Origin of the sequence: Corynebacterium pilosum DSM 20521 = CIP 103422 (genome assembly GCF_000373805.1) — a bacterium.
Classification (GTDB): Bacteria; Actinomycetota; Actinomycetes; order Mycobacteriales; family Mycobacteriaceae; genus Corynebacterium; species Corynebacterium pilosum.
The window spans coordinates 85,113-109,883 of record NZ_KB892438.1 but is presented as its reverse complement, the minus strand read 5'-3'; the positions used below and the strand labels follow the sequence as shown (position 1 = coordinate 109,883).

Annotated in this window: 24 protein-coding genes; 21 read left to right on the top strand and 3 right to left on the bottom strand. The window is 59.0% G+C overall.

The window, feature by feature from the left end:
• Window positions 1-28: 28 nt before the first annotated feature.
• Window positions 29-2,311 carry a glycogen debranching protein GlgX gene (glgX, locus tag B097_RS12220; RefSeq protein ID WP_018580574.1) on the bottom strand — a complete coding sequence of 761 codons (2,283 nt, stop codon included), beginning with the start codon at window positions 2,309-2,311 and terminating at the stop codon, window positions 29-31.
• 353 nt (window positions 2,312-2,664) lie between these two features.
• Here glgX and B097_RS0100500 point away from each other — a divergent pair, with 353 nt between their 5' ends.
• Window positions 2,665-3,363 (top strand): hypothetical protein, encoded by a 699-nt coding sequence (locus tag B097_RS0100500; protein WP_018580573.1) that lies wholly within the window; start codon window positions 2,665-2,667, stop codon window positions 3,361-3,363.
• 75 nt (window positions 3,364-3,438) lie between these two features.
• Window positions 3,439-3,945, top strand: a complete 507-nt coding sequence (locus tag B097_RS0100495) for a hypothetical protein (RefSeq protein WP_018580572.1) — start codon at window positions 3,439-3,441, stop codon at window positions 3,943-3,945.
• Here the strand turns inward: B097_RS0100495 and B097_RS0100490 are convergent.
• A complete protein-coding gene (locus B097_RS0100490; protein ID WP_115324658.1) occupies window positions 3,923-4,954 on the bottom strand; it encodes a YbjN domain-containing protein in 1,032 nt (343 codons plus the stop codon). The two genes, B097_RS0100495 and B097_RS0100490, sit on opposite strands and share 23 nt — an antisense overlap.
• Before the next feature lie 92 nt (window positions 4,955-5,046).
• On the opposite strand from B097_RS0100490, the gene hisD reads away from it, so the two are divergent.
• From hisD to B097_RS12215, 19 genes are all read left to right on the top strand, one after another.
• Window positions 5,047-6,357, top strand: coding sequence for a histidinol dehydrogenase (hisD, locus tag B097_RS0100485; RefSeq protein WP_018580570.1), 1,311 nt, complete (start codon window positions 5,047-5,049; stop codon window positions 6,355-6,357).
• Window positions 6,357-7,454, top strand: coding sequence for a histidinol-phosphate transaminase (locus B097_RS0100480; protein ID WP_018580569.1), 1,098 nt, complete (start codon window positions 6,357-6,359; stop codon window positions 7,452-7,454). The genes hisD and B097_RS0100480 overlap by 1 nt, the downstream gene beginning before the upstream one ends.
• 2 nt (window positions 7,455-7,456) lie before the next feature.
• The gene (gene hisB / locus B097_RS0100475; RefSeq protein ID WP_018580568.1) at window positions 7,457-8,059 is read left to right on the top strand and encodes an imidazoleglycerol-phosphate dehydratase HisB; all 603 of its coding nucleotides are present in this window, start codon (window positions 7,457-7,459) and stop codon (window positions 8,057-8,059) included.
• Window positions 8,060-8,266, top strand: coding sequence for a hypothetical protein (locus tag B097_RS0100470; protein WP_018580567.1), 207 nt, complete (start codon window positions 8,060-8,062; stop codon window positions 8,264-8,266). It abuts the gene before it with no gap.
• A gap of 80 nt (window positions 8,267-8,346) precedes the next feature.
• On the top strand, window positions 8,347-9,624 hold the full coding sequence (locus B097_RS0100465; RefSeq protein WP_018580566.1) for an MFS transporter: 1,278 nt from the start codon (window positions 8,347-8,349) through the stop codon (window positions 9,622-9,624).
• A gap of 11 nt (window positions 9,625-9,635) precedes the next feature.
• A complete protein-coding gene (gene hisH, locus B097_RS0100460) occupies window positions 9,636-10,274 on the top strand; it encodes an imidazole glycerol phosphate synthase subunit HisH (RefSeq protein ID WP_026254195.1) in 639 nt (212 codons plus the stop codon).
• A gap of 10 nt (window positions 10,275-10,284) precedes the next feature.
• A complete protein-coding gene (priA, locus tag B097_RS0100455) occupies window positions 10,285-11,019 on the top strand; it encodes a bifunctional 1-(5-phosphoribosyl)-5-((5-phosphoribosylamino)methylideneamino)imidazole-4-carboxamide isomerase/phosphoribosylanthranilate isomerase PriA (RefSeq protein ID WP_018580564.1) in 735 nt (244 codons plus the stop codon).
• Window positions 11,020-11,037: 18 nt separating this feature from the next.
• Window positions 11,038-11,826 carry an inositol monophosphatase family protein gene (locus B097_RS0100450; RefSeq protein ID WP_018580563.1) on the top strand — a complete coding sequence of 263 codons (789 nt, stop codon included), beginning with the start codon at window positions 11,038-11,040 and terminating at the stop codon, window positions 11,824-11,826.
• 11 nt (window positions 11,827-11,837) lie between these two features.
• On the top strand, window positions 11,838-12,614 hold the full coding sequence (hisF, locus tag B097_RS0100445) for an imidazole glycerol phosphate synthase subunit HisF (protein ID WP_018580562.1): 777 nt from the start codon (window positions 11,838-11,840) through the stop codon (window positions 12,612-12,614).
• Complete coding sequence (gene hisI / locus B097_RS0100440) at window positions 12,611-12,967, top strand: phosphoribosyl-AMP cyclohydrolase (RefSeq protein WP_018580561.1); 357 nt, start codon at window positions 12,611-12,613, stop codon at window positions 12,965-12,967. Before hisF ends, hisI begins: the two co-directional genes overlap by 4 nt.
• Before the next feature lie 72 nt (window positions 12,968-13,039).
• A complete protein-coding gene (locus tag B097_RS0100435; protein WP_018580560.1) occupies window positions 13,040-13,642 on the top strand; it encodes a TIGR02234 family membrane protein in 603 nt (200 codons plus the stop codon).
• A gap of 113 nt (window positions 13,643-13,755) precedes the next feature.
• On the top strand, window positions 13,756-14,571 hold the full coding sequence (locus B097_RS0100430) for an indole-3-glycerol phosphate synthase TrpC (RefSeq protein ID WP_018580559.1): 816 nt from the start codon (window positions 13,756-13,758) through the stop codon (window positions 14,569-14,571).
• A gap of 24 nt (window positions 14,572-14,595) precedes the next feature.
• The gene (lgt, locus tag B097_RS0100425) at window positions 14,596-15,480 is read left to right on the top strand and encodes a prolipoprotein diacylglyceryl transferase (RefSeq protein WP_018580558.1); all 885 of its coding nucleotides are present in this window, start codon (window positions 14,596-14,598) and stop codon (window positions 15,478-15,480) included.
• Window positions 15,481-15,552: 72 nt separating this feature from the next.
• On the top strand, window positions 15,553-16,983 hold the full coding sequence (pyk, locus tag B097_RS0100420) for a pyruvate kinase (protein ID WP_026254194.1): 1,431 nt from the start codon (window positions 15,553-15,555) through the stop codon (window positions 16,981-16,983).
• A gap of 143 nt (window positions 16,984-17,126) precedes the next feature.
• Window positions 17,127-18,314, top strand: coding sequence for an ABC transporter substrate-binding protein (locus B097_RS0100415; RefSeq protein ID WP_237559317.1), 1,188 nt, complete (start codon window positions 17,127-17,129; stop codon window positions 18,312-18,314).
• On the top strand, window positions 18,314-19,450 hold the full coding sequence (locus B097_RS0100410) for a FecCD family ABC transporter permease (RefSeq protein WP_018580555.1): 1,137 nt from the start codon (window positions 18,314-18,316) through the stop codon (window positions 19,448-19,450). The genes B097_RS0100415 and B097_RS0100410 overlap by 1 nt, the downstream gene beginning before the upstream one ends.
• Entirely contained in the window at window positions 19,447-20,211 is a 765-nt protein-coding gene (locus B097_RS0100405; protein ID WP_018580554.1) for an ABC transporter ATP-binding protein, read from the top strand. The genes B097_RS0100410 and B097_RS0100405 overlap by 4 nt, the downstream gene beginning before the upstream one ends.
• Before the next feature lie 12 nt (window positions 20,212-20,223).
• A complete protein-coding gene (locus B097_RS0100400) occupies window positions 20,224-21,027 on the top strand; it encodes a class I SAM-dependent methyltransferase (RefSeq protein ID WP_018580553.1) in 804 nt (267 codons plus the stop codon).
• Window positions 21,028-21,085: 58 nt separating this feature from the next.
• Window positions 21,086-22,264, top strand: coding sequence for an ABC transporter substrate-binding protein (locus tag B097_RS12215; protein ID WP_018580552.1), 1,179 nt, complete (start codon window positions 21,086-21,088; stop codon window positions 22,262-22,264).
• 79 nt (window positions 22,265-22,343) lie between these two features.
• Here B097_RS12215 and B097_RS0100390 read toward each other — a convergent pair whose 3' ends face one another.
• Window positions 22,344-24,731: a glycogen/starch/alpha-glucan phosphorylase gene (locus tag B097_RS0100390; protein WP_018580551.1), complete on the bottom strand. Its 2,388-nt coding sequence runs from the start codon at window positions 24,729-24,731 to the stop codon at window positions 22,344-22,346.
• Between the last annotated feature and the right edge of the window lie 40 nt (window positions 24,732-24,771).

Genomic DNA, 24,771 nt, shown 5'->3' with positions numbered 1-24,771 from the left:
CCGCGATGCCAACGCCGCTATTCGCCGACTACTCGTCGCCGTTCTTATTTTCCTCTACTTCCGCGGCGACCTTCTCGTTGCGCTTTTCGGCACGCTCAGCACCCGCAGTGTTCCCCGCAGATTCCTCTGCGTCGTTCTCGGGGGTCTCCTCGTCGAACTCAGGGCCACTGACCTGCTTCAGCACCAGGGTGGAGCGCGGCTCGACCGTGACGGTATCGCCCGTGGACACGATGGACTGCTCCAGCGGGTAGCCGGTCAGTTCAGTGGTGTCGATGAGTAGCTGCCATTCGGTACCGAAGTTCTTCGAAGGAATCGTGAACTCGATGGCCTCATAGTGCGCGTTGAACATCATGATGAAGGAGTCATCCTCGATCTGACGTCCGCGGGAATCAGGCTCAGAGATCTTGTCGCCGTTGAGGTAGACCATCAAGGCCTTACCAAAAGCGAAATCCCAATCACCCTGGGTCATCAGCGTTGCTTCAGGTGTCAGCCACGCGATGTCACGATCCTGGGCATCGATACCCAGCGGGCCGCCCTCAAAGAAACGGTGACGGCGGAATACCGGGTGGTGGCGGCGGATCGTGAGCAGACGGCGGGTGAAATCATGCAGCTCCCTGTTTTCTTCAAGAAGCTCCCAGTCCATCCACGCGATCTCATTATCCTGGCAGTACACGTTGTTGTTACCGCCCTGAGTACGGGCGATCTCGTCGCCATGCGAAATCATCGGGGTGCCCTGAGACAGCAACAGTGTGGTCAGGAAGTTACGGCGCTGGCGGTCGCGCAGATCATTGATGATCGGGTCCTCAGTGGGGCCTTCCTCACCGTGGTTCCAGGAACGGTTGTGGGATTCGCCGTCGCGGTTGTCCTCACCGTTGGCCGAGTTGTGCTTCTCGTTGTAGCTCACTAGGTCATTCAAGGTGAAGCCGTCGTGAGCGGTGATGAAGTTGATCGATGCCGTCGGGCGGCGACCATTGTGCTGGTACAAGTCCGACGACCCGGTCAGGCGGGAGGCAAACTCACCCAGGGTGGAAGGCTCGCCACGCCAGAAATCACGCATGGTGTCGCGGTACTTACCGTTCCACTCGTACCAGAGGGGCGGGAAGTTACCCACCTGGTAGCCATCGTGGCCAATATCCCATGGCTCGGCGATCAGCTTGGTCTGGGAGACCACTGGGTCCTGCTGGCACAGGTCAAAGAAGGTGGCCAGGCGGTCCACGTCCGAGAACTCGCGCGCCAAAGTAGAGGCCAAGTCGAAGCGGAAGCCGTCGACGTGCATCTCGGTAATCCAGTAGCGCAGTGAGTCCATGATCAGCTGCAGCGAGTGCGGGTCGCGCACGTTCAGCGAGTTACCGGTACCGGTGTAGTCCATGTAGTGGAACTTGTCGCCTTCAACCAGGCGGTAGTACGCCTCATTGTCAATGCCTCGGAAAGCGATGGTGGGGCCCAAGTGGTTGCCCTCGGCGGTGTGGTTGTAGACCACGTCGAGGATCACTTCCATGCCGGCCTCGTGGTAGGCGCGGACCATCCCCTTGAACTCAGTGACGGCGTCTGCTGGGTCTGAGCCGGAGGCATAGTCTTGCTGTGGGGCGAAGAAACCGAAGGTGTTGTAGCCCCAGTAGTTGCGCAGCCCAAGTTCGCGCAGGCGGTCGTCCTGCAGGAACTGGTGGACCGGCATCAGCTCTACCGACGTGACTCCCAAGTCCTTCAGGTATTCGATCACGGCCGGGTGAGCCATGCCCGCGTAGGTGCCACGCAAGTTTTCTGGCACGTCGGGGTGGGTGGCCGTCATTCCCTTGACGTGGGTTTCATAAATTACCGTCTCATTTGGCGGGATCTTTGGCGCGCGGTCGTCGCCCCAGTCGAAGAAGGGGTTGACCACGACCGACAGCATGGTGTGCCCCAGGGAATCTTCCTCATTGCGCCCGGAGCCTGCTGGCTCGGCGTTGATGTCATAAGAGAACAGGGAAGGGTGCACGCTAAATTCACCGTCGAAGGCCCGTGCGTAAGGGTCGACGAGCAGCTTGTTCGGATCGCAGCGCTTGCCGTTGTGCGGATCCCAGGGGCCGTGTACGCGGTAGCCATAGCGCTGGCCCGGGGTGACGCCGGGCAGGTACGCGTGCCACACGTGGTTATCTACTTCGGTGAGTTCCACGCGGGTTTCGTTGGTGTCTTCGTCAATCAGGCAGAGCTCAACCTTTTCCGCCACGTTAGAAAAGATGGCGAAATTCGTGCCAGCGCCGTCATAGGTGGAACCTAGGGGGTATTGGTCGCCTGGCCATACTTGCAGGGATTCTGCGGTCATGTCAGTCATGTGCACTAATCGTAGTGGAATTTTCCCAGAATCCCTGTTGGGCACCCCGCGTGAGACGAGCAGATTGCGTAAAGGGAGTATGAAATTCTCTATTCTCCGAGGTTATCGTCCTAAAGATGGATTTTCCTGACGTGAATTCAAGGTTCGCTTTTCGACGATCAATTTTCCTGCTCTTTCACAGGAAGCTATGCGGGACAGTTGCAAGAACAAGCAGGACTGACTTGATAGGGTTTTGTGTGGTTGTCCACTTTCGCGAACATGGCGAAACGAGGCAGGATGAAATTTATACCCATCTGGACGGCCGTGCATGCCTGTCGTGCCGTCGCCGGTAACCCTCAATCAGGAGAAGTACTTTGAAGATTTCTTTCACGTCGAAAAAGACCCTCGCTGCTGTAGCGATGGTGATCCCGCTGACGTTGACCGCTTGCGGCTCGAAAGAGTCTGAAGAAAGCACAGAGGCGATGGCGTCGAGCTCCACGACGACCACGACCTCCTCGAAGTCCTCCGAGAAGGATAAGCCAGAGGAGGAGAAGGACAAGCCTGAGGGCGAGGAGCGCGAGGAGCCCGAGAATCCTGAGGCCAACCCAGACGAGCAGGCCGCCCCGCAGGGCCGCGCAGCCGCCCGAGGCGCTGGTGGCCCCGCTGCTGGTGAGAACCCGCTCGAGGGGGGCCAACTGCCTACTGTCCAGGTTGAGCCACTGCAGACCGGTCAATCCGGCACGGCAGAAGATGCCGCGCAAATCAAGGCGAACCTCAGCGAGATTTATAACCAGACCACCGTGCAGGGCATGACGAACGCCTTGGTGAATAACACCTGCGCCCGTGTTCTCGAGGAAAATGGTGGCGCGCAGGTCTTCGACCTCGGCGGCCAGGATGTCTCTCTTGCCGAACTTGGCGTTGACACGAGCCAGAACTATGTCCGAGACGTCCGTGATGTAAAGATCGACGGTAACCGGGCTTCGGCAACCGTCGAGGTGCAGACTCAGCAGGGTACCGATACTGCCACCCAGATTTTTCAGAATGAGGGCGGCCGCTGGAAGATGTGCAACTAGTTGCACGACTCTTTCGTTAGGCACTCCACCTCGCAGCTATCTCGCCGATACACGGTTGGATCGGCTGCGGGGCTTTTGTGCGTTGGCATCATCTCTGGGATTGTCCTCGGGGTGGCCTGGGCGTTCCTGCGTCCCGGCTATACCGGAGAGGTCGTCGACGGGATCTTCACCGCCGACCCATCAAACGCAGTAGACAACGTGGAGTTCACCTCATTCATGTGGTTTGTGGTGTTCTCGGCGGCGATTGGTTCGCTGGTGGCCAGCGTCGCTTACGCAGCGGCGGGGCATGTCCGCGGCCTGAAAACAATGCTCTGGCTCGGCATCGTCGCCGCTGCGGGTTCCTTCACGTTACTGGTCGTGGGGCAGTGGGTGACCTACGCGCTCCATCCCCTCCCGGATGAAGGCGCTGGCGAGACGCTCGAGGCGGTCACGTTAGTGCCTCCTATCGACCCCTTGCATGGGTGGGTGGCCGCACCACTAATGGCGGTGCTGACGTATTGGATCTTCGCCGTGATCACACTGCCCGAACAGATCCGGGCCCAAGAACCCTTGCCGGATGTCAGTGTGGCCACTGCACAATAGTGGTGCCCTGAGTCTGCTTGCTCAGGCTATCCATCGCGCCCAGGATGCTGACCAGCGCGGAAATCACAAAATGGCTGCGCTGATCTAATGCCATGCCGTCGGTGATATTGACGGCGGCCTCCAGGTGGAGCAGCATCACGCCTTCCTCCATGCGGGTATATGCGGTGGTGCCCACCGCGGACTCATTGTGCTCATTGCAGGCCAGCCACAGGTCCAGAAAATCAGATTGCGGATCAAACTCCGTGATCCACCCGCCGGTGACGCGGAAGAATGCGCCCCCATCGACACAGAGGGCAAACCCCACACCGTTGACGGCCGTGGACACAATCCCGTCCTCACCCTCCGTATAGCTAAACTCCAGTTGTGTCAGCGGCTCAGTGATATGTTCACCCACAAACTCGTCGATCGGTTCATGCTCAGCGATGACGGCCTCATCCGGCACGGCATACACGCCAATCTCCTCGTCCGCGGGAAGATGGCGGGAATGGGGATGCCGGCCGTGCAGCGCCGCGTAATCCTGCTCGGTCACCAGGGTCTCCGGCACGGTCAGCGCGTCGTCGTCAAGCTCAAGCTCCTCGCGAAACTCATGTGCAAAAGTGCCCAGCGCGTTCATCGATGAGGCGAGGAAGGTGAGCAGTTGATCGTCGGAAAGCCCATGCTTGATCCACGTGGCGGTGCGGGCGCGGACCGAAATATTTCCGGCAGCGGTCAGGCGGTAGGACACCGTGGGGCCGATGCGCTCCTGGTTCCACCTGTCCAGGGCTTCGGCCAGCTGGCTGGCGTAGTCCAAATCGAGAGGGACGCGGCCCTCGCTGTCGATGACAAGGGCGTGGGGCGCGGAGTAGTCGATCCATACCGTGGCGATGTAGTCATAGGCACCGATCACGATGCGGTCGAATTCCGTCGCGAAGCCGTACCCTAAGCCCTGCAAGGCATGTTCGACACGGGGTAGATCGACCGCGCTGGCCTGTGCCTGCCCGATCTTGTCTGGTTTCCTGTGTCGTGCCATATGTGTCAGTGTAATGGCCCTGTCCGCGGCGCTGGTGAGCGCTGTGAATACAATGGTGGTGTTTAACACTGGTTTTACCCAAGGAGCCCTCCATGCTGAAAGTCACAGACCTGCGCGGACACACCCCAACCATCTCTGAGTTGAGGCGCGTTCTGCCGCGCGGTGGCACCGATGTCAACGCGGTGCTGAGCACTGTTACCCCCATCGTGGAGGACGTGCGCGAACACGGCGCAGCCAAGGCGCTGGAATACGGGCAGCAGTTCGACGGCATCACGCCTGAGTCTGTGCGCGTGCCACGTTCGCTTATCGACGATGCCCTGAACACTATCTCCGAAGAGGTACGCGAGGCCCTGGAAGAGGCCATCTCCCGCATCCGCAAAGTGCACGCGGACCAGAAGCCTGCGCCGCACACCACGGAGCTGGGTCATGGCGCGACCGTGACGGAGAAGTTCATTCCCATCACGCGCGTCGGCCTGTACGTCCCGGGTGGGGAGGCGGTGTACCCGTCGAGCGTATTGATGAACGTGATCCCTGCGCAGGAGGCAGGTGCCGAAACCATGGTGGTGTGCACCCCGCCGCAGGAGGCGCACGGCGGGTGGCCGCACCCGACCATCCTGGCTGCCTGCAAGTTGTTGGGCGTCGAGGAGATCTGGGCTGTCGGCGGTGCGCAGGCCGTAGCCTTGATGGCTTACGGCGACGATGAGCATGAGCTGGATCCCGTGGACATGATCACAGGACCGGGCAACATCTTCGTCACTGCCGCTAAGCGCCTGGTCAATGGCGTGGTCGGAATTGATGCAGAGGCTGGTCCTTCGGAGATCGCGGTGCTTGCCGACGATTCCGCCGACCCCGTCTACCTCGCCTATGACCTGATCAGCCAGGCCGAGCACGACGTGATGGCTGCCAGCGTGCTGATTACTGACTCCGAAGAGCTGGCCGATACCGTCAACCACGAGATTGAGGCGCGCTATACCGTGACCCTTAACGCGGAGCGCGTCCGCGAGGCGCTGACGGGTGCGCAGTCCGGCATCGTGCTTGTCGACGATCTGGAAGCAGCCATCGCAGTGGCGGATGCTTATGCCGCAGAGCACCTGGAGATCCACACCCGCGACGCGCGTGAGGTCGCCGAGCGCATCCAGCATGCCGGCGCAATCTTCGTCGGCCCGTACTCGCCTGTACCTTTGGGCGATTATGCCGCAGGCTCCAACCACGTGCTGCCCACATCCGGCACCGCACGCTTCTCCGCGGGGCTGTCCACCCACACCTTCCTGCGCCCGGTGAACCTGATTGAGTACGATCGCGTCGCGCTCAAGGAGATCGGCCGCCACATCATCGCGCTTGCCGACGACGAACAGCTGCCCGCCCACGGCGAGGCCATTCGCGCACGATTCGAGGAGAACTAATGGATATCACCCTGGACCAATTACCGCTTCGTGGCGAACTACGCGGCAAGTCTGCCTACGGTGCGCCACAACTTCAGGTCCCCGTTCAGCTCAACACGAATGAGAACCCCTACTCGCCCTCGCAGGCGCTGATCGACGATCTTGTCGCCGAAGTGTCCAAGCTGGCATCCACCCTGAACCGCTACCCAGAGCGCGACGCGGTGGAGCTGCGCGCCACGCTGGCAGACTACGTGACCAAGCAGACCGGCGTGGCCGTGGCCAAGGACAACGTGTGGGCCGCCAACGGTTCCAACGAAGTGCTGCAGCAGCTATTGCAGGCATTCGGCGGGCCGGGACGCAAGGCGATGGGGTTTGTTCCGAGCTACTCCATGCACCCCATCTTGTCCGCAGGTACTCAGACGGAGTTCATCGGAGTCGATCGAGGAGCGGACTTCCGCATCGACATGGACGCGGCACTGCAGGCGATTGAGCAGCACGCACCAAGTGTCATCTTCATCACTACCCCGAACAACCCGACTGGTGATGTGACCAGCCTGGAGGACATCGAAAAGATCTTGGAGGTGGCGCCTGGCATCGTGATTATCGACGAAGCCTACGCTGAGTTTTCTCCGTCTCCTTCTGCTACAACCCTGCTGGAGAAGTACCCCACCAAGCTGGTGGTCTCGCGCACGATGAGCAAGGCCTTCGATTTCGCAGGTGGGCGTTTGGGCTATTTCGTCGCAGCCCCCGCGTTCATCGAGGCGGTCATGCTGGTGCGCCTCCCGTACCACCTGTCAGTGCTGTCGCAGGCAGCGGCGACCGTGGCATTGCGCCACTCAGAGGACACGCTGGCCACCGTCGATAAGCTATCGAAGGAACGCGAGCGCGTCCTAGCCGCGTTGATCGAGCTGGGGTACGAGGTTGTGCCCAGCGAATCCAATTTCCTCTTCTTCGGTAATTTCGCTGATGCCGCCGAAGCCTGGCAGGCATTCTTGGACGAGGACGTCCTCATCCGCGATGTCGGGGTACCTGGCCACCTGCGGGTCACCATCGGCCTGGATACCGAAAATGACATGTTCCTGCAGGCAGCTAAGATTGTGAAAAAGAAAGGGCTGTAACTATGAGCGAGCGCATCGGCACCGCCACACGAACCACCAGTGAGTCTGATATCACCGTCGAAATCAACCTCGACGGCACAGGCACGTGCGATATTGACACGGGCCTGCCATTTTTTGACCACATGCTCACCGCATTTGGCACCCACGGCTCCTTCGACCTGAAGGTACACGCCAAGGGCGACACGCATATCGACGCCCACCACACCGTCGAAGACACAGCCATCACCCTGGGCTGGGCGCTGTTAAATGCCGTTGGCGATAAGAAGGGGATCCGCCGCTTCGGTTCCATGGACTTGCCGATGGATGAAACATTGGTCAGCGCTGTGCTCGACATTTCCGGGCGGCCCTACTTCGTGATGAACGGCGAGCCCGAAAATATGGACTGGCAGATCATCGGCGGCCACTACGCCACCGTGATCAACCGCCACTTTTTCGAAACCCTGGCGTACAACTCACGTATCACCCTGCACGTCAATGTGCAGTATGGCCGCGACCCGCACCACATCACCGAGGCGGAGTACAAGGCCGTGGCGCGCGCACTGCGCCAGGCAACCGAGATGGATCCGCGCGTCGAGGGTGTGCCATCGACCAAGGGCGCGCTGTAGATGATGGTGCTCGCACAAGGCTCATCGCCTGGGATCGGCGGGTCCCTGTTCATCTGGATCCTGTTTATCATCGCGGGCATCCTCGTGGGCGGCGCTTGGTCCGCCTATCAGAACGGATCAAAGAAGGCCACGCTGTTCATGGTGGTCTTTGCCGCCGTTGCTCTGTTGATAGCGTTGGGCAGTTTGTTCACCGCGATGCCGATCTAGGACACTAGCCCGTGTTATCTGTTATCCTTGCTCGGTTGACTAGACCTTAAAGCACTTATAGGCACAGCGGAAGGGGAGCAGTGGCACAGGAGCGCATGAGCCGGGACGAGATCGAACAGCTCGATAGCATTTGGAAGGCGCCGGGGTTCCTTCCGACGATGATTGCGGTAGCTGCCGCATTCGGCGCTTGGGCCCTGCTGCTCCCGGTGCTGCCGGTGGCCGTCCTCGACTACGGTGGCAGCGCCACGCTAGCCGGACTCACCACCGGCATTTTTATGCTGGCCACCGTAATCACGCAGGTGTTTACTCCTGCGATGCTGCGCTCCATCGGTTACCGCCCCGTCATGGTCACTTCTGCCTTATTGCTTGGAGTTCCGGCCTTGGGTCACATCATCAGCATGGAGCCTTGGGCAGTGCTGCTGTTCTGCGCCATGCGTGGTGTTGGCTTCGGCGCGATCACCGTGGCCGAGTCTGCGCTGGTCGCGGAGCTGATTCCTGCGCGCTTCTTAGGTAAAGGTACCGGGTTGCTGGGCGTTTTCGTCGGTGTGGCACAGATGCTGTTCCTTCCGGTGGGCCTGGCTATCGCCCCGCAGTTCGGATACAACACCGTCTACGTAGTCGGCGCGGTCATCGCGCTGATTGCGGGTGTGATGGCCCTGCGGATCCCGTCGCTGAAGGCAGACCCAGTTGAGCCGCGCAGCACTGACACGTCGCAGGTCCACACACCGATGTGGAAACTGGTGGCGGTGCCAGCGTTGGCGTTGACCACGCTGTCGATGAGTTATGGCGTGATCACCTCCTTCTTGCCTTCGGCGATGCGGGAGATGGATACCGAGGCCGGGGTGGTCTTGGGCGGCATCATTCTGTCGGTGGTCGGCGCGGCGTCGATGATCGTGCGCTATGGCGTGGGCATCATCGCCGACAAGCGCGGTGAACCAGGCATTACCATGATCCCCGCGCAGTTGGCCGGTTTCCTCGGCATGGTGATTATCGTCGTCGTCATGCTGACCGGGGCGTCGGTGTGGTGGCTCGTTCTGGCGGCCATTTTGTATGGTGGCGCTTTTGGCGCGGTGCAGAATGAGTCGCTGCTGAGCATGTTCCACCGCCTGCCGCGTTCCCAGGTGTCGAATGCTTCGGCGGCGTGGAATATCTTCTTCGATGGCGGTACGGGCTTCGGTTCGACGGTGCTTGGCATGGTCGTTGCGGCTTCGGGCTACCCGGGCGCTTTCGCTGCGGGCGCCGCGATTATCGCGCTGGGCATCGTCATGACGACGATCGACCGCATGTTGGGTAAGCATCGCGTGGTGCCGCACAACAACATCGCTACCCGTCTGAAGACGGTGCGTCGTCGGAAGTAGAATCGGTGACCATGACGAAGAAGATCGCAGTCCTCGATTATGGTGCCGGCAATCTGCGCAGCGTGCAGCGCGCCCTTGAACACGTGGGGGCAGACGTTGCGATCACGCACGATCCCATCATCGCCATCGAGGCCGACGCCTTGGTCGTTCCGGGCGTCGGCGCATTCGGCGCCTGCATGAAGGGCTTGAACTCGGTCCAGGGCGGCCGCATCATCGGCCAGCGTTTGGCCGGTTCGCGCCCAGTATTCGGCATCTGCGTCGGTTTCCAGGTGCTTTTCGACAAGGGCGTGGAACACGGTGTGGAGACCGCCGGCACGGGGGAGTGGCCAGGTGTCGTCGATAAGCTCGATGCGCAGATCTTGCCGCACATGGGCTGGAACACCGTGAGCCAGGCTGCGGGCAGTGACATGTTTGCAGGCCTAGGCGCTGATCAGCGTTTCTACTTCGTCCATTCCTACGGTGTGCAGAGCTGGGAATTGCGTGTCGACGAGTTCATCGCACCGCCCAAGGTGAGCTGGACCAATCACGAGCAGGCCACGTTCGTCGCGGCTGTAGAGAATGGACCATTGTGGGCCACGCAGTTCCACCCGGAGAAGTCTGGGGAAGCCGGCGTGCACCTTTTGGAGAATTGGCTGCGTAGCGTGGGTTAAGGTAAGTGCCATGACATTTACCTTGCTTCCAGCCGTCGATGTGGTCGACGGGAAAGCTGTCCGCCTCGACCAGGGCGAGGCAGGAACCGAAAAGACATACGGCGAACCCCTCGACGCTGCCCTTGAGTGGCAGGCGCAGGGCGCGGAGTGGCTGCACTTCGTGGACCTCGATGCCGCATTCGGCCGCGGTTCGAACCATGACCTGATGGCGGAGATCACCGGAAAGCTGGACATCAACGTGGAGCTGACCGGCGGCATCCGCGATGATGAATCGCTGGAGCGTGCACTGGCCACCGGCGCGAAGCGCGTGAACATTGGTACTGCAGCCTTGCAGAATCCGGAGTGGATGGAGGGCGTGCTCAAGCGCTACCCGGAGCAGGTGGCCATCGATATCGCTGTGCGCAATGAGGAAGGCCAGTGGCGCACGAAGGGCAACGGCTGGACGTCCGACGGCGGCGACCTGTGGGAAGTGCTGGAGCGTTTCGACGCCGCCGGCTGCACCCGCTTCGTGGTCACCGACGTGTCGAAGGACGGAACCCTCGCGGGCCCCAATATCGAGCTGCTGCGTGAGGTGTCGGCCGCGACTGATGCGCTGATCACCGCGTCCGGTGGCATCGCCACGCTGGAGGACGTTGTGGAGGTGGCCAAATACCAGGACGAGGGGATCGATTCTGTCATCATCGGCAAGGCGCTCTACGAAAAACGCTTCACGCTGCGCGACGCTCTAGCAGCGGTAGCACAATAAATAAGTAAGGTGTACAGCATGGTTGATACCCGCGCCCTTCTCACCGTGGCCAATGACATCGTCAGCCACGCTAGCGGCATGTTTGTCAAAGGCGTGGGCGCGGCACCTTCCCTGTACAAAAAAGATGGCGATTTCGCCACGGAGATGGACTTGGCGATTGAGCGGTTCATCCGCGAGGAGCTCGCCAAAGAATCCTCCATCCCGGTCTTCGGCGAGGAGCAGGGCGGCAAGTTCAACCCAGAGGCGTGCTGGATCATCGACCCGATCGACGGCACCACGAACTACGCCACCGGCAACCCGAACTGCTCCATCCTGGTCTCGCTAGTGATCAAGAACGAGCCACGCATTGCCGTGACCGCGATGCCGCTTTTCGATAAGCACCTGTCCACGCGTGACGACGAGCCGGTCTACCTGAACGGGAAAGAGCTTCCGGAGCTTGTCGACGATTCCTCCGGCGGGCTCATCGGTTTAGGCTCGGTGGGATCACCGGATTCCGACAAATTCCCCATCGAATTCCGCCTTAAACTGATGGGCTGGCTCACCGACACTCATTTGCGTCCCCGCATCACAGGCTCTGTCGGCGTGGACCTTGCGCTGGTGGCCTCCGGCACGTTCAAGGCGGCGATGAGCTTCTCCCCAAATATGTGGGACAACACCGCCGGCGTGCTGCTGGCCCGCAACGCCGGTGCCGTGGTGACCGATGGCCTGGGCCGGCCGTGGAGCCCGACGTCCCCAGGGGCGATCGTCGGCACGCGCGACGCTCATGCAACTGTGATGGACACCATCATGACAATTCTGAAACTGTAGAAAGACGAACAATGTCTGTAGCTATTCGTGTTATCCCTTGCCTGGACGTGGACAACGGCCGCGTGGTCAAGGGCGTTAATTTTGAAAACCTGCGCGACGCAGGTGACCCGGTGGAGCTTGCGCGCCGCTACGGCGAGGAGGGCGCCGACGAGCTGACTTTTCTCGACGTGACCGCCTCAAAGGACGGGCGCGGCACCATGCTTGACGTGGTACGCCGCACCGCTGACGAGGTGTTCATTCCGCTGACCGTGGGCGGGGGAGTGCGCACCGTTGAGGATGTGAAGGAGCTGCTGCGCGCAGGCGCGGACAAGGTGTCGGTGAACACCGCGGCGATTGCGAAGCCGGAGATTCTGCGCGAGATGGCAGACGAGTTTGGTTCGCAGTGCATCGTCTTGTCCGTCGACGCACGCCGCGTGCCTGAGGGCGGCCAGGCGCAGCCTTCCGGTTTTGAGGTGACCACGCATGGCGGCACGAAGTCCGCCGGTATCGATGCAGTGGAATGGGCGCGTCGCGGCCAGGAGCTGGGCGTGGGCGAGATCCTGCTGAACTCGATGGATGGCGACGGCACCAAGGACGGCTTCGACATTGAGCTGCTGACCAAGGTCCGCGAAGCCGTGACCATTCCCGTGATTGCCTCTGGTGGCGCTGGCAAGGCGGAGCACTTCCCGCCGGCCGTGGAGGCGGGCGCGAACGCGGTGCTCGCGGCGTCGATCTTCCACTTCGGTGAGGTGTCCATCGGCGAGGTCAAGGACGCACTGGACGCAGCCGGCTATGAGGTCCGCAAGTGAGCGAGCACCCGGCAGACTACACTCTTGACCCCGCCATCGCCCAGCGCCTGAAACTGAACGACGCAGGGCTGATCCCCGCCATCGTCCAAGCCGATGAGACCGGCGAGGTGCTGATGATGGCCTGGATGGATACCCACGCCTTGGCCTATACGCTTGCTTCACGACGAGGCACCTACTACTCGCGTTCCCGCAAAGAGTACTGGATTAAAGGCCTGACCAGCGGCCATACCCAGGAGGTGACCGGTGTGCACCTTGATTGTGACGGCGATACGCTGTTGGTGACTGTCAAGCAGGTCGGCGGCGCCTGCCACACTGGTGATCGCACCTGTTTCGATGCCGACCAGTTGCTCTAACCGAAAGGAACTTTTGTGACCACTGCTACGCAGGCCCCGTCGAAGGGGTGGTCCCGCCTTGGACCCCTTGGGATGGGTGTGGGCGCTGTCATCATGTGGGTGGGCTCGCGCATGACGTGGATGGATGTTGCCTACCTTGACGACAAGTCCGGCTCGGGCTCAGTCGCCTTGTCGGGGGCGACGTGGTCGACCGAATTAACCGCCGTGATCCTGGTGCTGCTGGCGGGCATGATCGCAGCGTTCGCCCTCCGCCGCTGGGGCCGGCGCATCGTCGGCGCGATCGGTGCGTTGGCGGCGTTGGGCGCTCTGATCTCTCCGGTGGCGGTGCTGGCCGGAAACCCGGATGCGCAGCGGGCGAAGATGTTGCTGACATCTGGCGCGGCGAGCCAGCGGTCGAATGCGCCGGTCTCTATTGCCGAGTGGGCCGAGATCACCGACGTTTCCGTGCAGGCCCTCGGCCCAGTGGTGACAGTGATTGGCGCGCTGCTGGCGATTGTGGCTGGTGTTGCCCTGGCGGTGAAACCAGGCGGGGATTCCCCGAAGCGAAATAAGTATGAGAAGGCGACGATGCGGCGCGAGAAGATTGAGGAGGATCTTGAATCCACACCCGATTCCGGCCGCGTCATGTGGGACGCTCTTGATGCAGATATAGACCCCACCGATCGCAACGGCTGACCCTCCGATTACCCCCGCTAAGTAAACAGCAAGCGACGTGATTTCTTCCACTGAACTATCACCAACTAGCCTTGAACATGAAGCTTCATTATCGAGGTTGGGAGGTGAGCGCAGTGCGCACCTTAGACAGCGTGCAACGCATCGTCAGCGGGGTGCTGGCCGATGTCGCCCAGCGGGAAGCCCGCCTGCCCTTCCAAGAAATCAAGGCGCGATCGCGCGATATGGCCCCCACGCGGGATGTCCGCGCAGCCTTATTGAAACCTGGTTGTGGTGTGATCGTCGAGATTAAACGAACCTCCCCAGTGTTTGGCCCCACCGGCCTCGTAGCATCCGTCGAGGATGTGGCTCGAGATATTGAAGCCGGTGGGGCTCATCTTATTGCTTGCCAAACGGAGCGACTGCGCTTCGACGGCTCTCTGTCCGATATGGTCGCCGCCCGCGAGGCAGTGTCCCTGCCGATGGTCTGCCGCGATGTGATCCTGGATCCTTACCAAATCCATGAGGCACGTTGCTATGGCGCCGACATGATCCCGCTACAAGTCGGATTGATGGACCAGCACCGGCTGGAGTCCTTGTTGGATCGAATCGAGTCGCTAGGCATGGTCGCTATGGCCGAGGTGCGTACCCCGGAGGAGGCTGACCGCGCGCTCCAGGCTCGCGCCAGCGTGATCGCCGTCAATTCCTGGACCTTTGACACCAATGACCTCAACCGCGACTCCTTCGCCCAGATCGAACCGGGCATCCCCGGAGAGGTCCTCCGGATCAGCCTCGGCGGCGTCCGCAACGCGCGCGACGTCCTCGACGCAGCCTCCCAGGGGGCCGATGCTGTCCTGGCCGCCGAATCGGTTATGAGCCAGGACGATATACGCGTTGCGACGATGCGCCTTGCCGCCGCGGGGCAGCACCCGTCGTGCCCCTCGCGTTCTTAGCCAGAATCGGGCACACTATGTAACGTGCAAACTACGATTTTGGCTAATATCCCATCGCCTCCGCAGGGAGTCTGGGAGCTCGGGCCCATCCCAATCCGCGCGTACGCGCTGTGTATCGTCACCGGAATCCTGGTCGCGTTGTGGCTCACGCTGCGCCGCTACCGCGCGAAGGGCGGGGACGCCGACGTTGTGTGGGATGCCGCAATCGTGGCAGTACCAGCGGGTATTATCGGCGGCCGCCTCTACCACGTCATCACCGATTACGATAAGTATTTCGGACCCGGCAAAAACCCGTGGGAGGCCTTCAACATCGCCGGCGGCGGCCTCGGCATTTGGGGCGCGGTAGCGCTTGGCGGCGTGGCCGTGTGGATCCTCTTTCGCTTCAAAAAGCTGCCGCTCGGCCCCTTCGCCGACGCGGTGGCGCCCGGCATCATTCTGGCCCAAGCCATCGGCCGGCTGGGTAACTGGTTTAACCAGGAACTCTACGGCCGCCCCACAGATGTCCCGTGGGCCCTGGACATTTACTACCGTGTCGACGAGGCCGGCAACTTCGCCCCGATTTCCGGCCGCTCCACCGGAGAAATCATCGCCAGCGTGCACCCGACGTTCCTCTACGAACTGGTCTGGAATCTCCTCGTCTTCTTCTTCCTGCTGTGGGCCGAGCGGAAGTGGCGCCTTGGCCACGGACGCGTCTTCGCTCTCTACGTGGCGGGCTACACCCTTGGCCGCTTCTGGATCGAACTGATGCGCGACGATACCGCCAACATGATCCTCGGCCTGCGCGTGAATACGTGGGTATCGGCTATCGCATTTATCGTCGCTTTGATCATTTTCTTCAGGCTTCCACGTGGTCAGGAGGCTCCCGAGGAGGTCGATCCGCGCCAAGCGAAGGAAAAGAGCAGCAGGTAGCCTGGGTTACTGTGAAGTCCTTTTCAGCACGTACCACTGAAAAGTCGTATTAAAGGGAGTAGGTTGGTAACTGTGGATAGACGAACAAAGATCGTATGTACTCTTGGACCAGCGGTAGCGAACAAGGAGGCCATCGTCGGACTTGTCCGTGATGGCATGAATGTCGCCCGCATGAACTTCTCTCACGGTGATCACGCTGATCACGAACAAAATTACAGGTGGGTGCGCGAAGCTACCGACGAAACCGGGAAAGCTGTCGGTATCCTCGCCGACCTGCAGGGCCCGAAGATTCGCCTCGGCCGCTTCAAGGAAGGCGCAACGGTATGGGCGACCGGCGAAACCGTCCGCATCACTGTGGACGACATCGAAGGCACGCACGACCGCGTGTCGACGACCTACAAGAATCTCGCCCGTGACGCCAAGCCGGGCGACCGCTTGCTTGTCGACGATGGCAAGGTCGGCCTGATCTGTACCGAGGTCGATGGCAATGACGTGGTCTGCCGCGTCACAGAGGGCGGCCCCGTCTCGAACAACAAGGGCGTGTCCCTACCAGGCATGGACATTTCCGTGCCGGCCCTGTCGGAAAAGGACATTAAGGACCTGAAGTTTGCACTCGAACTGGGTGTGGACTTTATCGCTTTGTCCTTCGTGCGCTCCCCATCGGATGTGGACCTTGTCCACGAGGTGATGGACGAGGTTGGCCGTCGCGTTCCCGTGATCGCGAAGTTGGAGAAGCCCGAAGCTGTCGACGCACTCGAGTCCATCATTTTGGCATTCGATGCCATCATGGTTGCTCGTGGCGACCTCGGTGTGGAGATCGCCCTGGAGCAGGTTCCACTGGTGCAGAAGCGCGCGATCCAGATCGCACGTGAAAATGCGAAGCCAGTGATCGTCGCAACGCAAATGCTCGATTCGATGATCGATAACTCGCGCCCAACCCGCGCGGAAGCATCCGACGTTGCCAACGCCGTCCTCGACGGCGCAGACGCAGTCATGCTCTCCGGCGAGACCTCCGTCGGCGTGGACCCGCACAACGTTGTGCGCACCATGTCGCGTATCGTCCGCGTTGCAGAGAACACCGGTCATGTGCCACCGCTGGTGCACATCCCACGCACCAAGCGTGGTGTGATCTCTTACTCTGCACGTGACATCGCCGAGCGCCTCAACGCGAAGGCCATGGTTGCGTTCACCACCTCTGGTGACACCGCACGCCGCGTGGCACGCCTGCACTCGAAGCTGCCATTGCTGGTCTTCACGCCACGCCAGGAAGTCCGCTCCCAGCTCGCGCTGACGTGGGGCACCGAGACATTCCTGTGCCGCGAAGTCACCGGCACCGACGACATGATCAAGGTTGTCGACGAAGAACTGCTCGACTTCGAGGACTACAACGAGGGTGACACCATGGTGGTCATCGCTGGTACCCCTCCTGGGGTTGCCGGCACCACCAACATGATCCACGTCCACCAGCTGGGCGAGGACACCAAGAACCCGAAGTTCCGCTAAAACTCTTTAGCGACCAAAAAGCCCGCTGTTCAGTCATCTGAACAGCGGGCTCTTTTGTTTGACTTTCCAAGCCCAATCGCCCATCATTAAATATAAAGGATTCAATTGAGTANTTGAATGATAGATAATGTGCTTTCAACGCAATGGAGCTGATTGTGATGGGAAGGAAGAGGATCGCAGCCCTGTGTGCAGCAGCTGCTGTAATTTTGACTAGCGCGTGTTCGACCTCGGAGGAACCGTCTGGCGCGGTAGGAAATAGCGCGTCGGGCGTCGAAGTTTCTATGGAATCGACCGCATCATCCAGTAATGATGCACTCCGGACCGTGACAGATTCATTAGGGCGTGAAGTTGAGGTTCCCGCTCGAGTGGAAACGGTGGCCACGCAAGGTAGTGCGGCGCGGAATGTTATTTACGCTGGTGGACTGGACAAAATCGTGGCAGTGACCGAAACGGACCAAGGCCCTGATGTGGGCGCACCATATAAGTACGCGGGGCGAGAGATATTTGAAGACCTTCCTGTCACCGGACCGGGCGGCCCTGCACAGACAACTTACGAAGAATCTCTCATCGAGGTAGACCCTGACCTTATGGTGACCACCTGGTCAGATCCCGCTATGCTCGATCAGATCCAAGACCGGACCGGTGTTCCAGTTATCGCAGTGTCAGACCCGGCCCCTGACTACTCCGCATTTTCTGAAGTTAATGCGGAAATGATTCTCTTGCTTGGCGAGCTTCTCGGCACCGAGGAGCAGTCCCAAGCTCTTGTTGACAAAATCCAAGAATGGGAAAAAGACCTGACCGGACGGGTGGCGGATCTTTCCGAAGATGAAGTTAAGACCGCATATACAGGTGCCGTAAGCTTCCGAGGCGCGCACGGGTTTGCAGGTACCAGGGCACACTATATGCCGTTCGACACGGTAAAAGTGATTAATGTTGTCGACGAAACAGGTCAGGATGGGCCGTTCCAAGCGGACCTTGAGAAAGTTCCTGAGTGGGACCCAGACTTCATCTTCCTCAACCCAGCGAACATGGATCTTGTCAACGAGGACTACGCAAACAACCCAGAATTTTTCGACAGCCTGACTGCCGTGAAAGAGGGGCGGGTGTATTCTCAACCGTCGTTCATTTGGCACGCACTAAACCATGAGATGGCTGTCGCGAACACATATTACGTTGGCAAAGTGGTCTATCCCGAGCGTTTTGCGGATGTGGAGATGAAACAGATTGTTGACGAGGTCTTTAGGGCTTACCTTGGCATGGAATACGCAGATCTGCTCAAACAAGAGGGGCTCTGGTTTCAAGAACTAACCTTGGGTGAGGATGTTCAGTAGTGGGAGCCGTAAACGACACGCCGAAACTTGCGCCGGGGACTTCAGCCAGAGCCCACAAGCTTGCCAAGAGCGAAAGAGATGATGCGACCTCTCGCTACAAGGGATATGTAGGAAAGAAATGGCTAGTTATTGTCATCGCAATCCTCATCTTGCTAGTAGCAGCGCTCCTATCTGTTGGAATGGGATCTGCAACGATGACCATCCCCGAGTCAATCGGGGCGCTCTTCGGCGGAGGCAATGAACAGGCTCAAAATATTGTCACCCGCTTGCGTCTACCCCGGGTTTTAGTCGCAATAGCAGGAGGATTTGGCCTAGCTATTGCTGGCGCAGCTTTTCAAAGTGTATTGCGAAATCCATTGGCCTCGCCGTCTACATTGGGCGTTGCGCAGGGAGCTAGCTTCGGCGCATCGATTGGCATCGTCGTTTTTGGAGCGGGCACTACTGCCGGTGTCTCAGCTGCGAGTCCCGTACAGATCGATAACCCATATATTGTGACGATCTGTGCCTTTAGCGGGGCGATGCTGTCGACGATTGTCATTCTCGGGTTGTCAAAATTTCGCCAGATTACACCGGAATCCATGGTGCTTGCAGGCGTCGCTTTATCTTCTATCTTTTCGGCAGGGACCACCTTGGTGCAGTATTTTGCCGACGATGTTCAAATTGCCGCGGTAGTGTTTTGGACGTTCGGTGACCTAGGGCGCGCCTCGTATCGTGAAATTCTACTCGTCTTCATCGTTGTGCTTGCAGCAGCTATTTATTTCCTTTATAACCGCTGGAACTACAACGCGATGGAAAGCGGAGAGACCACGGCAATCGGTCTTGGCGTCAACGCGAATCAGGTGCGCCTCGGAACCATGGTCATGGGAACCCTTGTCACATCTGTGGTGGTGTCGTTTGTGGGGATCATCAGCTTTATCGGCCTAATCGCGCCACATATCATGCGGCGCTTCATCGGCTCTGATCATCGTTATCTGATCCCAGCTGCAGGCGTTGCCGGTAGTTTGCTGCTCCTGCTGTCTGATTTGACCGCGCGGATGCTGATGGCGCCCATCATTTTGCCAATTGGGGCAATCACATCGTTTCTTGGAGGGCCGATGTTCCTGTACTTGTTATTTAGGGGAGTTAATCGCCGATGATTACCGCAACGGATATAGATTTTTCCTTCAAAAGCGGGCGCCAGATTCTGCACAAAGTTAGCGCAAGCGTATCTTCTGGTTCTTTTATGGCAATACTAGGTAACAATGGTGTGGGCAAATCCACCTTTATGTTTTGTCTCAACCGGATTTTGCGTCCTACAGGGGGAAAGGTCGTTTTGACAACCGGTAAGGCTTCCCGCGATGTCGCAGACCTGTCCAGGATGGATCTCGCGCGAAATATCGCCTTCGTTGCACAACATAGCCACGCGGGGCGTTTGACCGTGTTTGACGCTGTGCTGCTGGGGAGGCGACCGCACATTAATTTTTCTCCATCGGAGAAAGATTATCAGCTTGTCGAGAAAGCAATAGCGCGAATCGGAATTAAAGACCTTGCCTTGCGTTATGTCGACGAGCTTTCGGGTGGTGAATTCCAGAAGGTCATTTTGGCTCGGGCATTAGCGCAAGACGCCAATATTTTGCTTCTCGACGAGCCGACGAACAACCTAGACCCGCACAATCAGCACGAAGTCATGCGCGCTGTCCGAGAGGTCGTTGATGAAGACCAGATCGCCGCTGTAGCGGTAATGCATGATCTGAATCTGGCTGCCAGGTTCTGCGACTCATTCGTTTTCCTCAAAGAGGGGAGTGTGTATGCCCACGGTGGTATTGAAACTGTCACACCGGAAAATTTGCAAGCGGTGTATGGGATCACCGCTGATGTAATCGAACATAAGAACCGCACTGTTGTCGTCACGCTTTAGAAAGGTATTTGCGTGTTTACTCTCGAAGAAATTCAAGAAAAATGGGCTGAACCTGCGCCCATCAATGCAGCGATGTGGGATTCCCAGTCCACGCGCTCAAATTACAATACTGTCCCAGATATTTCCTCTAATGCTTTTCTGACGCGGCTGCAGCAGCGTGGATGGTTGCATGAGGAGACGGAGATACTTGATGTCGGATGTGGAGCAGGTGCATACAGTATGGCCTGTGCGCCTTTGGTCAAAAATGCCGTCGGCACTGATTTATCAGAAAAAATGATCGCCGCCGGTAGGGCAATGCTCGAGCAGCACGGGATATCCAACGTAGAGCTAATGTGCGAAAATTGGCACGAGGTTGATCTGGATGAACGCGGGTGGCGTAATAAGTTTGACCTAGTTTTTGCACGCAACACTCCTGCAATTAGCTCGAGCAACGCATTAGAGAAACTGCTGGCAGCGTCAAAATCACACTACGCGATGAGCTCGCCGACCAACATGCGTGATTCGCTTGTCGACGAGCTCCAGGACGCTCTCGGTATCCAGAACAGCAGGCCGAGCCACGGATCAATTCTCCTCGCGCTTAATGAATTGCTATTGCGTGGTTACAAGCCGGAACTTGAATACGAAGATGCCGATTGGGTCAACGATCAAACGGTCGATGTTGCCGTGGAGTTCTATTCAGGCCGACTTGGCCTGGATCGCAAACAACGTGAACAGCGAGAACCAGAGATTCGCGCGTTCATGGAGAAACGTGCTGTCGATGGAAAGGTCCGGTCGATCACTACGACCACGATGGTCCAAATTTTCTGGAGCCGCTAATAAGAGACTGCTACTCGCAATTAGACATTTAACTCCCGATCCATTAGGAGAACATCTCATGAAATTCCTACCCAAAAAGTCCTTGCTTGCAGCGGGACTAGTAGCCGCGCTCTTCGTGACGTCTGCTTGCGGAGACGATAACGACGCTGCCTCATCAACATCGACCGGTACTGCAACGCAGACAGAAGCCCACGCCGAGTCCGAGACCTCAACGCGGGTCATTACAGATGCGCTCGGCCGTGAAGTTGAGGTGCCGGCAAGTGTCGATGAAATCGCTACCCATGGCACCGCAGCACGGATGGTTATTTACGCTGGTGGTTTAGACAAGCTATCTGTCGTGGCCGAGGGCGACCAACGTGACAATGTGGCCATGCCATATGCATATATCAACCATGAGGAGCTGAAAGACCTCCCAATAGGTACGTCAGGTAAGTCTGCCGACCCTATGTATGAGGAGCAGATTATTGAACAATCGCCAGACATTATTGTCTCGTCCTCTGCAGATGCTGGTTTCCTTGACGAAATGCAGGAGCGAACAGGTGTCCCAGTTATCGCGCTTTACGAGACGATTGTCCAGAACAACGTTTTCGACGAAGAGATCATCCGCATGATTAATTTGCTTGGTGAATTGATGGGCACCGAGCAGCGGGCCTCGGAGGTCACCGCAGCTATGGAACAGTGGGGAGCTGACCTAGAGAAACGAGTTGGTGACATCCCCGAAGCGGAAAGGTTGACTGCTTACACGGGTGCTGTTAACTTCAATGGCGCTCACGGCGTCACCGGTTCCTACGCGAAGTACATGCCATTCGATTTGGCAAACGTGGTGAACGTTGTCGACGAGACCGGCCAGGAGGGCGCATTCCAAATTGATCTGGAGAAGCTCCAGGATTGGGACCCTGACCTCATCTTCTTGAATCCGGCGAATATGGACTTGGTGAACGAGGATTACGATGAGAACCCAGCGTTCTTCGATAATCTGTCGGCTGTACAGAATGGTCAAGTGTACTCCCAGCCACCGTACATTTTCTCTGGCACCAATTTTGAATTGGCTATCGCGGATACTTTCTATGTAGGAAAAGTTGCTTACCCAGAGCGTTTCGAAGACGTTGACATGGAAGAATTTACTGACGAAGTCTTTGAAGTGCTACTCGGTCAATCCTACTCGGACAAACTAAAGGAAGCTGGCCTGTGGTTTAATCCACTCACCTTCGGGGAAGACCCAACCTCGCAAGAATAAAAGTTTTTATTTTTCTGCAGCTGCAGAAAACCAGACCGCCCGCAGCGATTCAGTTCGCTGCGGGCGGTCAAAATTCTACTTACCCGATCGGGGTTGGCTCGATCTTCCAGACTTCGTCCGCGTAATCGCGGATGGTGCGGTCAGAGGAGAAGCGGCCGGACTCGCAGATGTTCACCCAGCACATGCGTGCCCAGTGCTGCGGATCCTCGTAGTACTCCTCGGCCATGCGGTCGCGGGTGGCGCGGTAATCCTCAAAGTCACCCAGGACGTACCAGGTGTCCGGGGTTTCCCAGCCGCCGCCATCCAGCAGGGAGGAACGGATGTCGTGGAAAGCGCCCGAATCATTGTCGTTGAGGGTGCCGTTGGTCAAGGCGTCAAGGACGCGCTTGACACCAGGGACGTTCTCGTAGACGTTCTGCGGGTTGTAGGTCTTGCGCAGCTCAGGCAGCTCGTCTTCCTTCGCGCCGAAGATGTAAGCATTCTCTTCGCCCACAGCCTCTGCGATCTCCACGTTGGCGCCGTCGAGGGTACCCAGGGTTAGTGCACCGTTCATCATGAACTTCATGTTGCCGGTACCGGAGGCTTCCTTGCCTGCGGTGGAGATCTGCTCGGAGACGTCGGTTGCCGGAATGATGTGCTCGGCAGGGGAGACGTTGTAGTTCTCCACGAACACTACGGACAGGACCTTGGACACCTCTGGGTCATTATTGACCAGCTCGCCGATCTCATTGATCAGCTTGATGATGCCCTTCGCCCGGGTGTAGCCAGGGGCGGCCTTCGCACCGAAGATGAAGGTGCGGCGTGGGACGGTCTCGCCATCTTCCTTGATACGGAAGTAGAGGTCCAGGATATACAGCGCGTTCATCAGCTGGCGCTTGTACTCATGCAGGCGCTTGATCTGGGTGTCGAAGATGGACTCAGGGTCCACCTCGATGCCCTGGCGCTCGAGGATCCAGTCCGCGAAGTCCTTCTTGTTCTCCACCTTGATGGAGTTGAGTTCCTTCATCACTTCTGGGTCATCGGCGTACTTGCGCAGCTCCTTGAGCTGGTCCATGTCGGTGACCCAGTCGTCGGAACCTGCAAGGCGGTCCAGCAGCTCGGACAGGCGTGGGTTGCACATGCGCAGCCAACGACGAGGGGTCACACCGTTGGTCTTGTTGTTGAAGCGCTCTGGCCAGATGTCGAACCAGTCGTTCAGCGTGTCGCGCTTCAGGATCTCGGTGTGCAGGGCCGCCACGCCGTTGATGGAGTAGGAGGCGTAGCACGCGATCCACGCCATGTGGACCTTGCCGTCGTGGACGGGGGACATGCGGTGAGCACGATCCGGTGCGATGCCACGCTCGTGCATATCGATGCGGAAGCGGCGATCAATCTCCAGGCAGATCTCCCAGATGCGCCAGAACAGCTGCTTGAAGATGGACTCATCCCAGGTCTCCAGGGCCTCGGTGAGCACGGTGTGGTTGGTGTACGCGAAGGTCTGCGTGGTGACGGACCATGCCTCATCCCAGCCCAGGCCGTGATCGTCCATCAGCAGGCGCATCAGCTCTGGGATCGCCAGTACTGGGTGGGTGTCGTTGAGCTGGATGGAGTTGTACTTGTGGAAATCGGTCAGGTCCTCGCCGTGGTGCTCGATGTAGTTGTCGATGAGCTCCTGCAGGGATGCGGACACGAAGAAGTACTGCTGGCGCACGCGCAGCAGTTTGCCCTGGTAGGTGGTGTCGTTCGGGTAGAGCACGCGGCACAGGTCGTGCACGGCTTCGCGCTCGATTATGGCATCGGAGAAGCGCTGGGAGTTGAAGGCGTCATAGTCGAACTCGCGCATGGGCTCAGAGTTCCACAGGCGCAGGGTGCCCACGTTGTCGGTGTCGTAGCCGGTGATTGCCATGTCGTGTGGCACGGCGCGGACAGTCATGTCGTCGAAACGCACGATGCGCTGCTGCGTGTTGCGGCGCACGAGGAATGGGTAAGCCGATTCCTTCCATGCGTCAGGGTGCTCCTTCTGGAAGCCGTCGACGAATTCCTGGCGGAACAGGCCGTAGCGGTAGAGCAGGCCGTAGCCGGTGACAGGGAAGTCTTGGGTGACGGAGGAGTCTAGGAAGCAGGCTGCAAGCCGGCCGAGGCCACCGTTGCCTAGCGCAGCATCGTTCTCGGCCTCGAGCACGTCCGTCAGGTTGTGCCCGTTGGCCTCAGCGGCCTTGGCGGCTTCGTCGACGAGGCCGAGGTTGGTCAGGTTGTTCAGCAAGGCACGGCCCATCAAGAACTCCGCAGACAGGTAGGACTGCTTGCGGGTGGCGTTGTAGGCCTTGTTGGTTGCCTCCCACTTGTCTGCGATCTGTTCTTGGACTGCGGCGGCAAGGCCGGCCCAGAACTTGTAGTTAGTTGCTGACTGCGGCGACTGGCCGGAGTAAGCACGTACATGGCCACCGACGGTGGTCTCTAATGCAGGCGGGGTAGCAGGCTGGTTCATATAATTACCTCACGTAATGGGAAGATATTGACCGTACAGT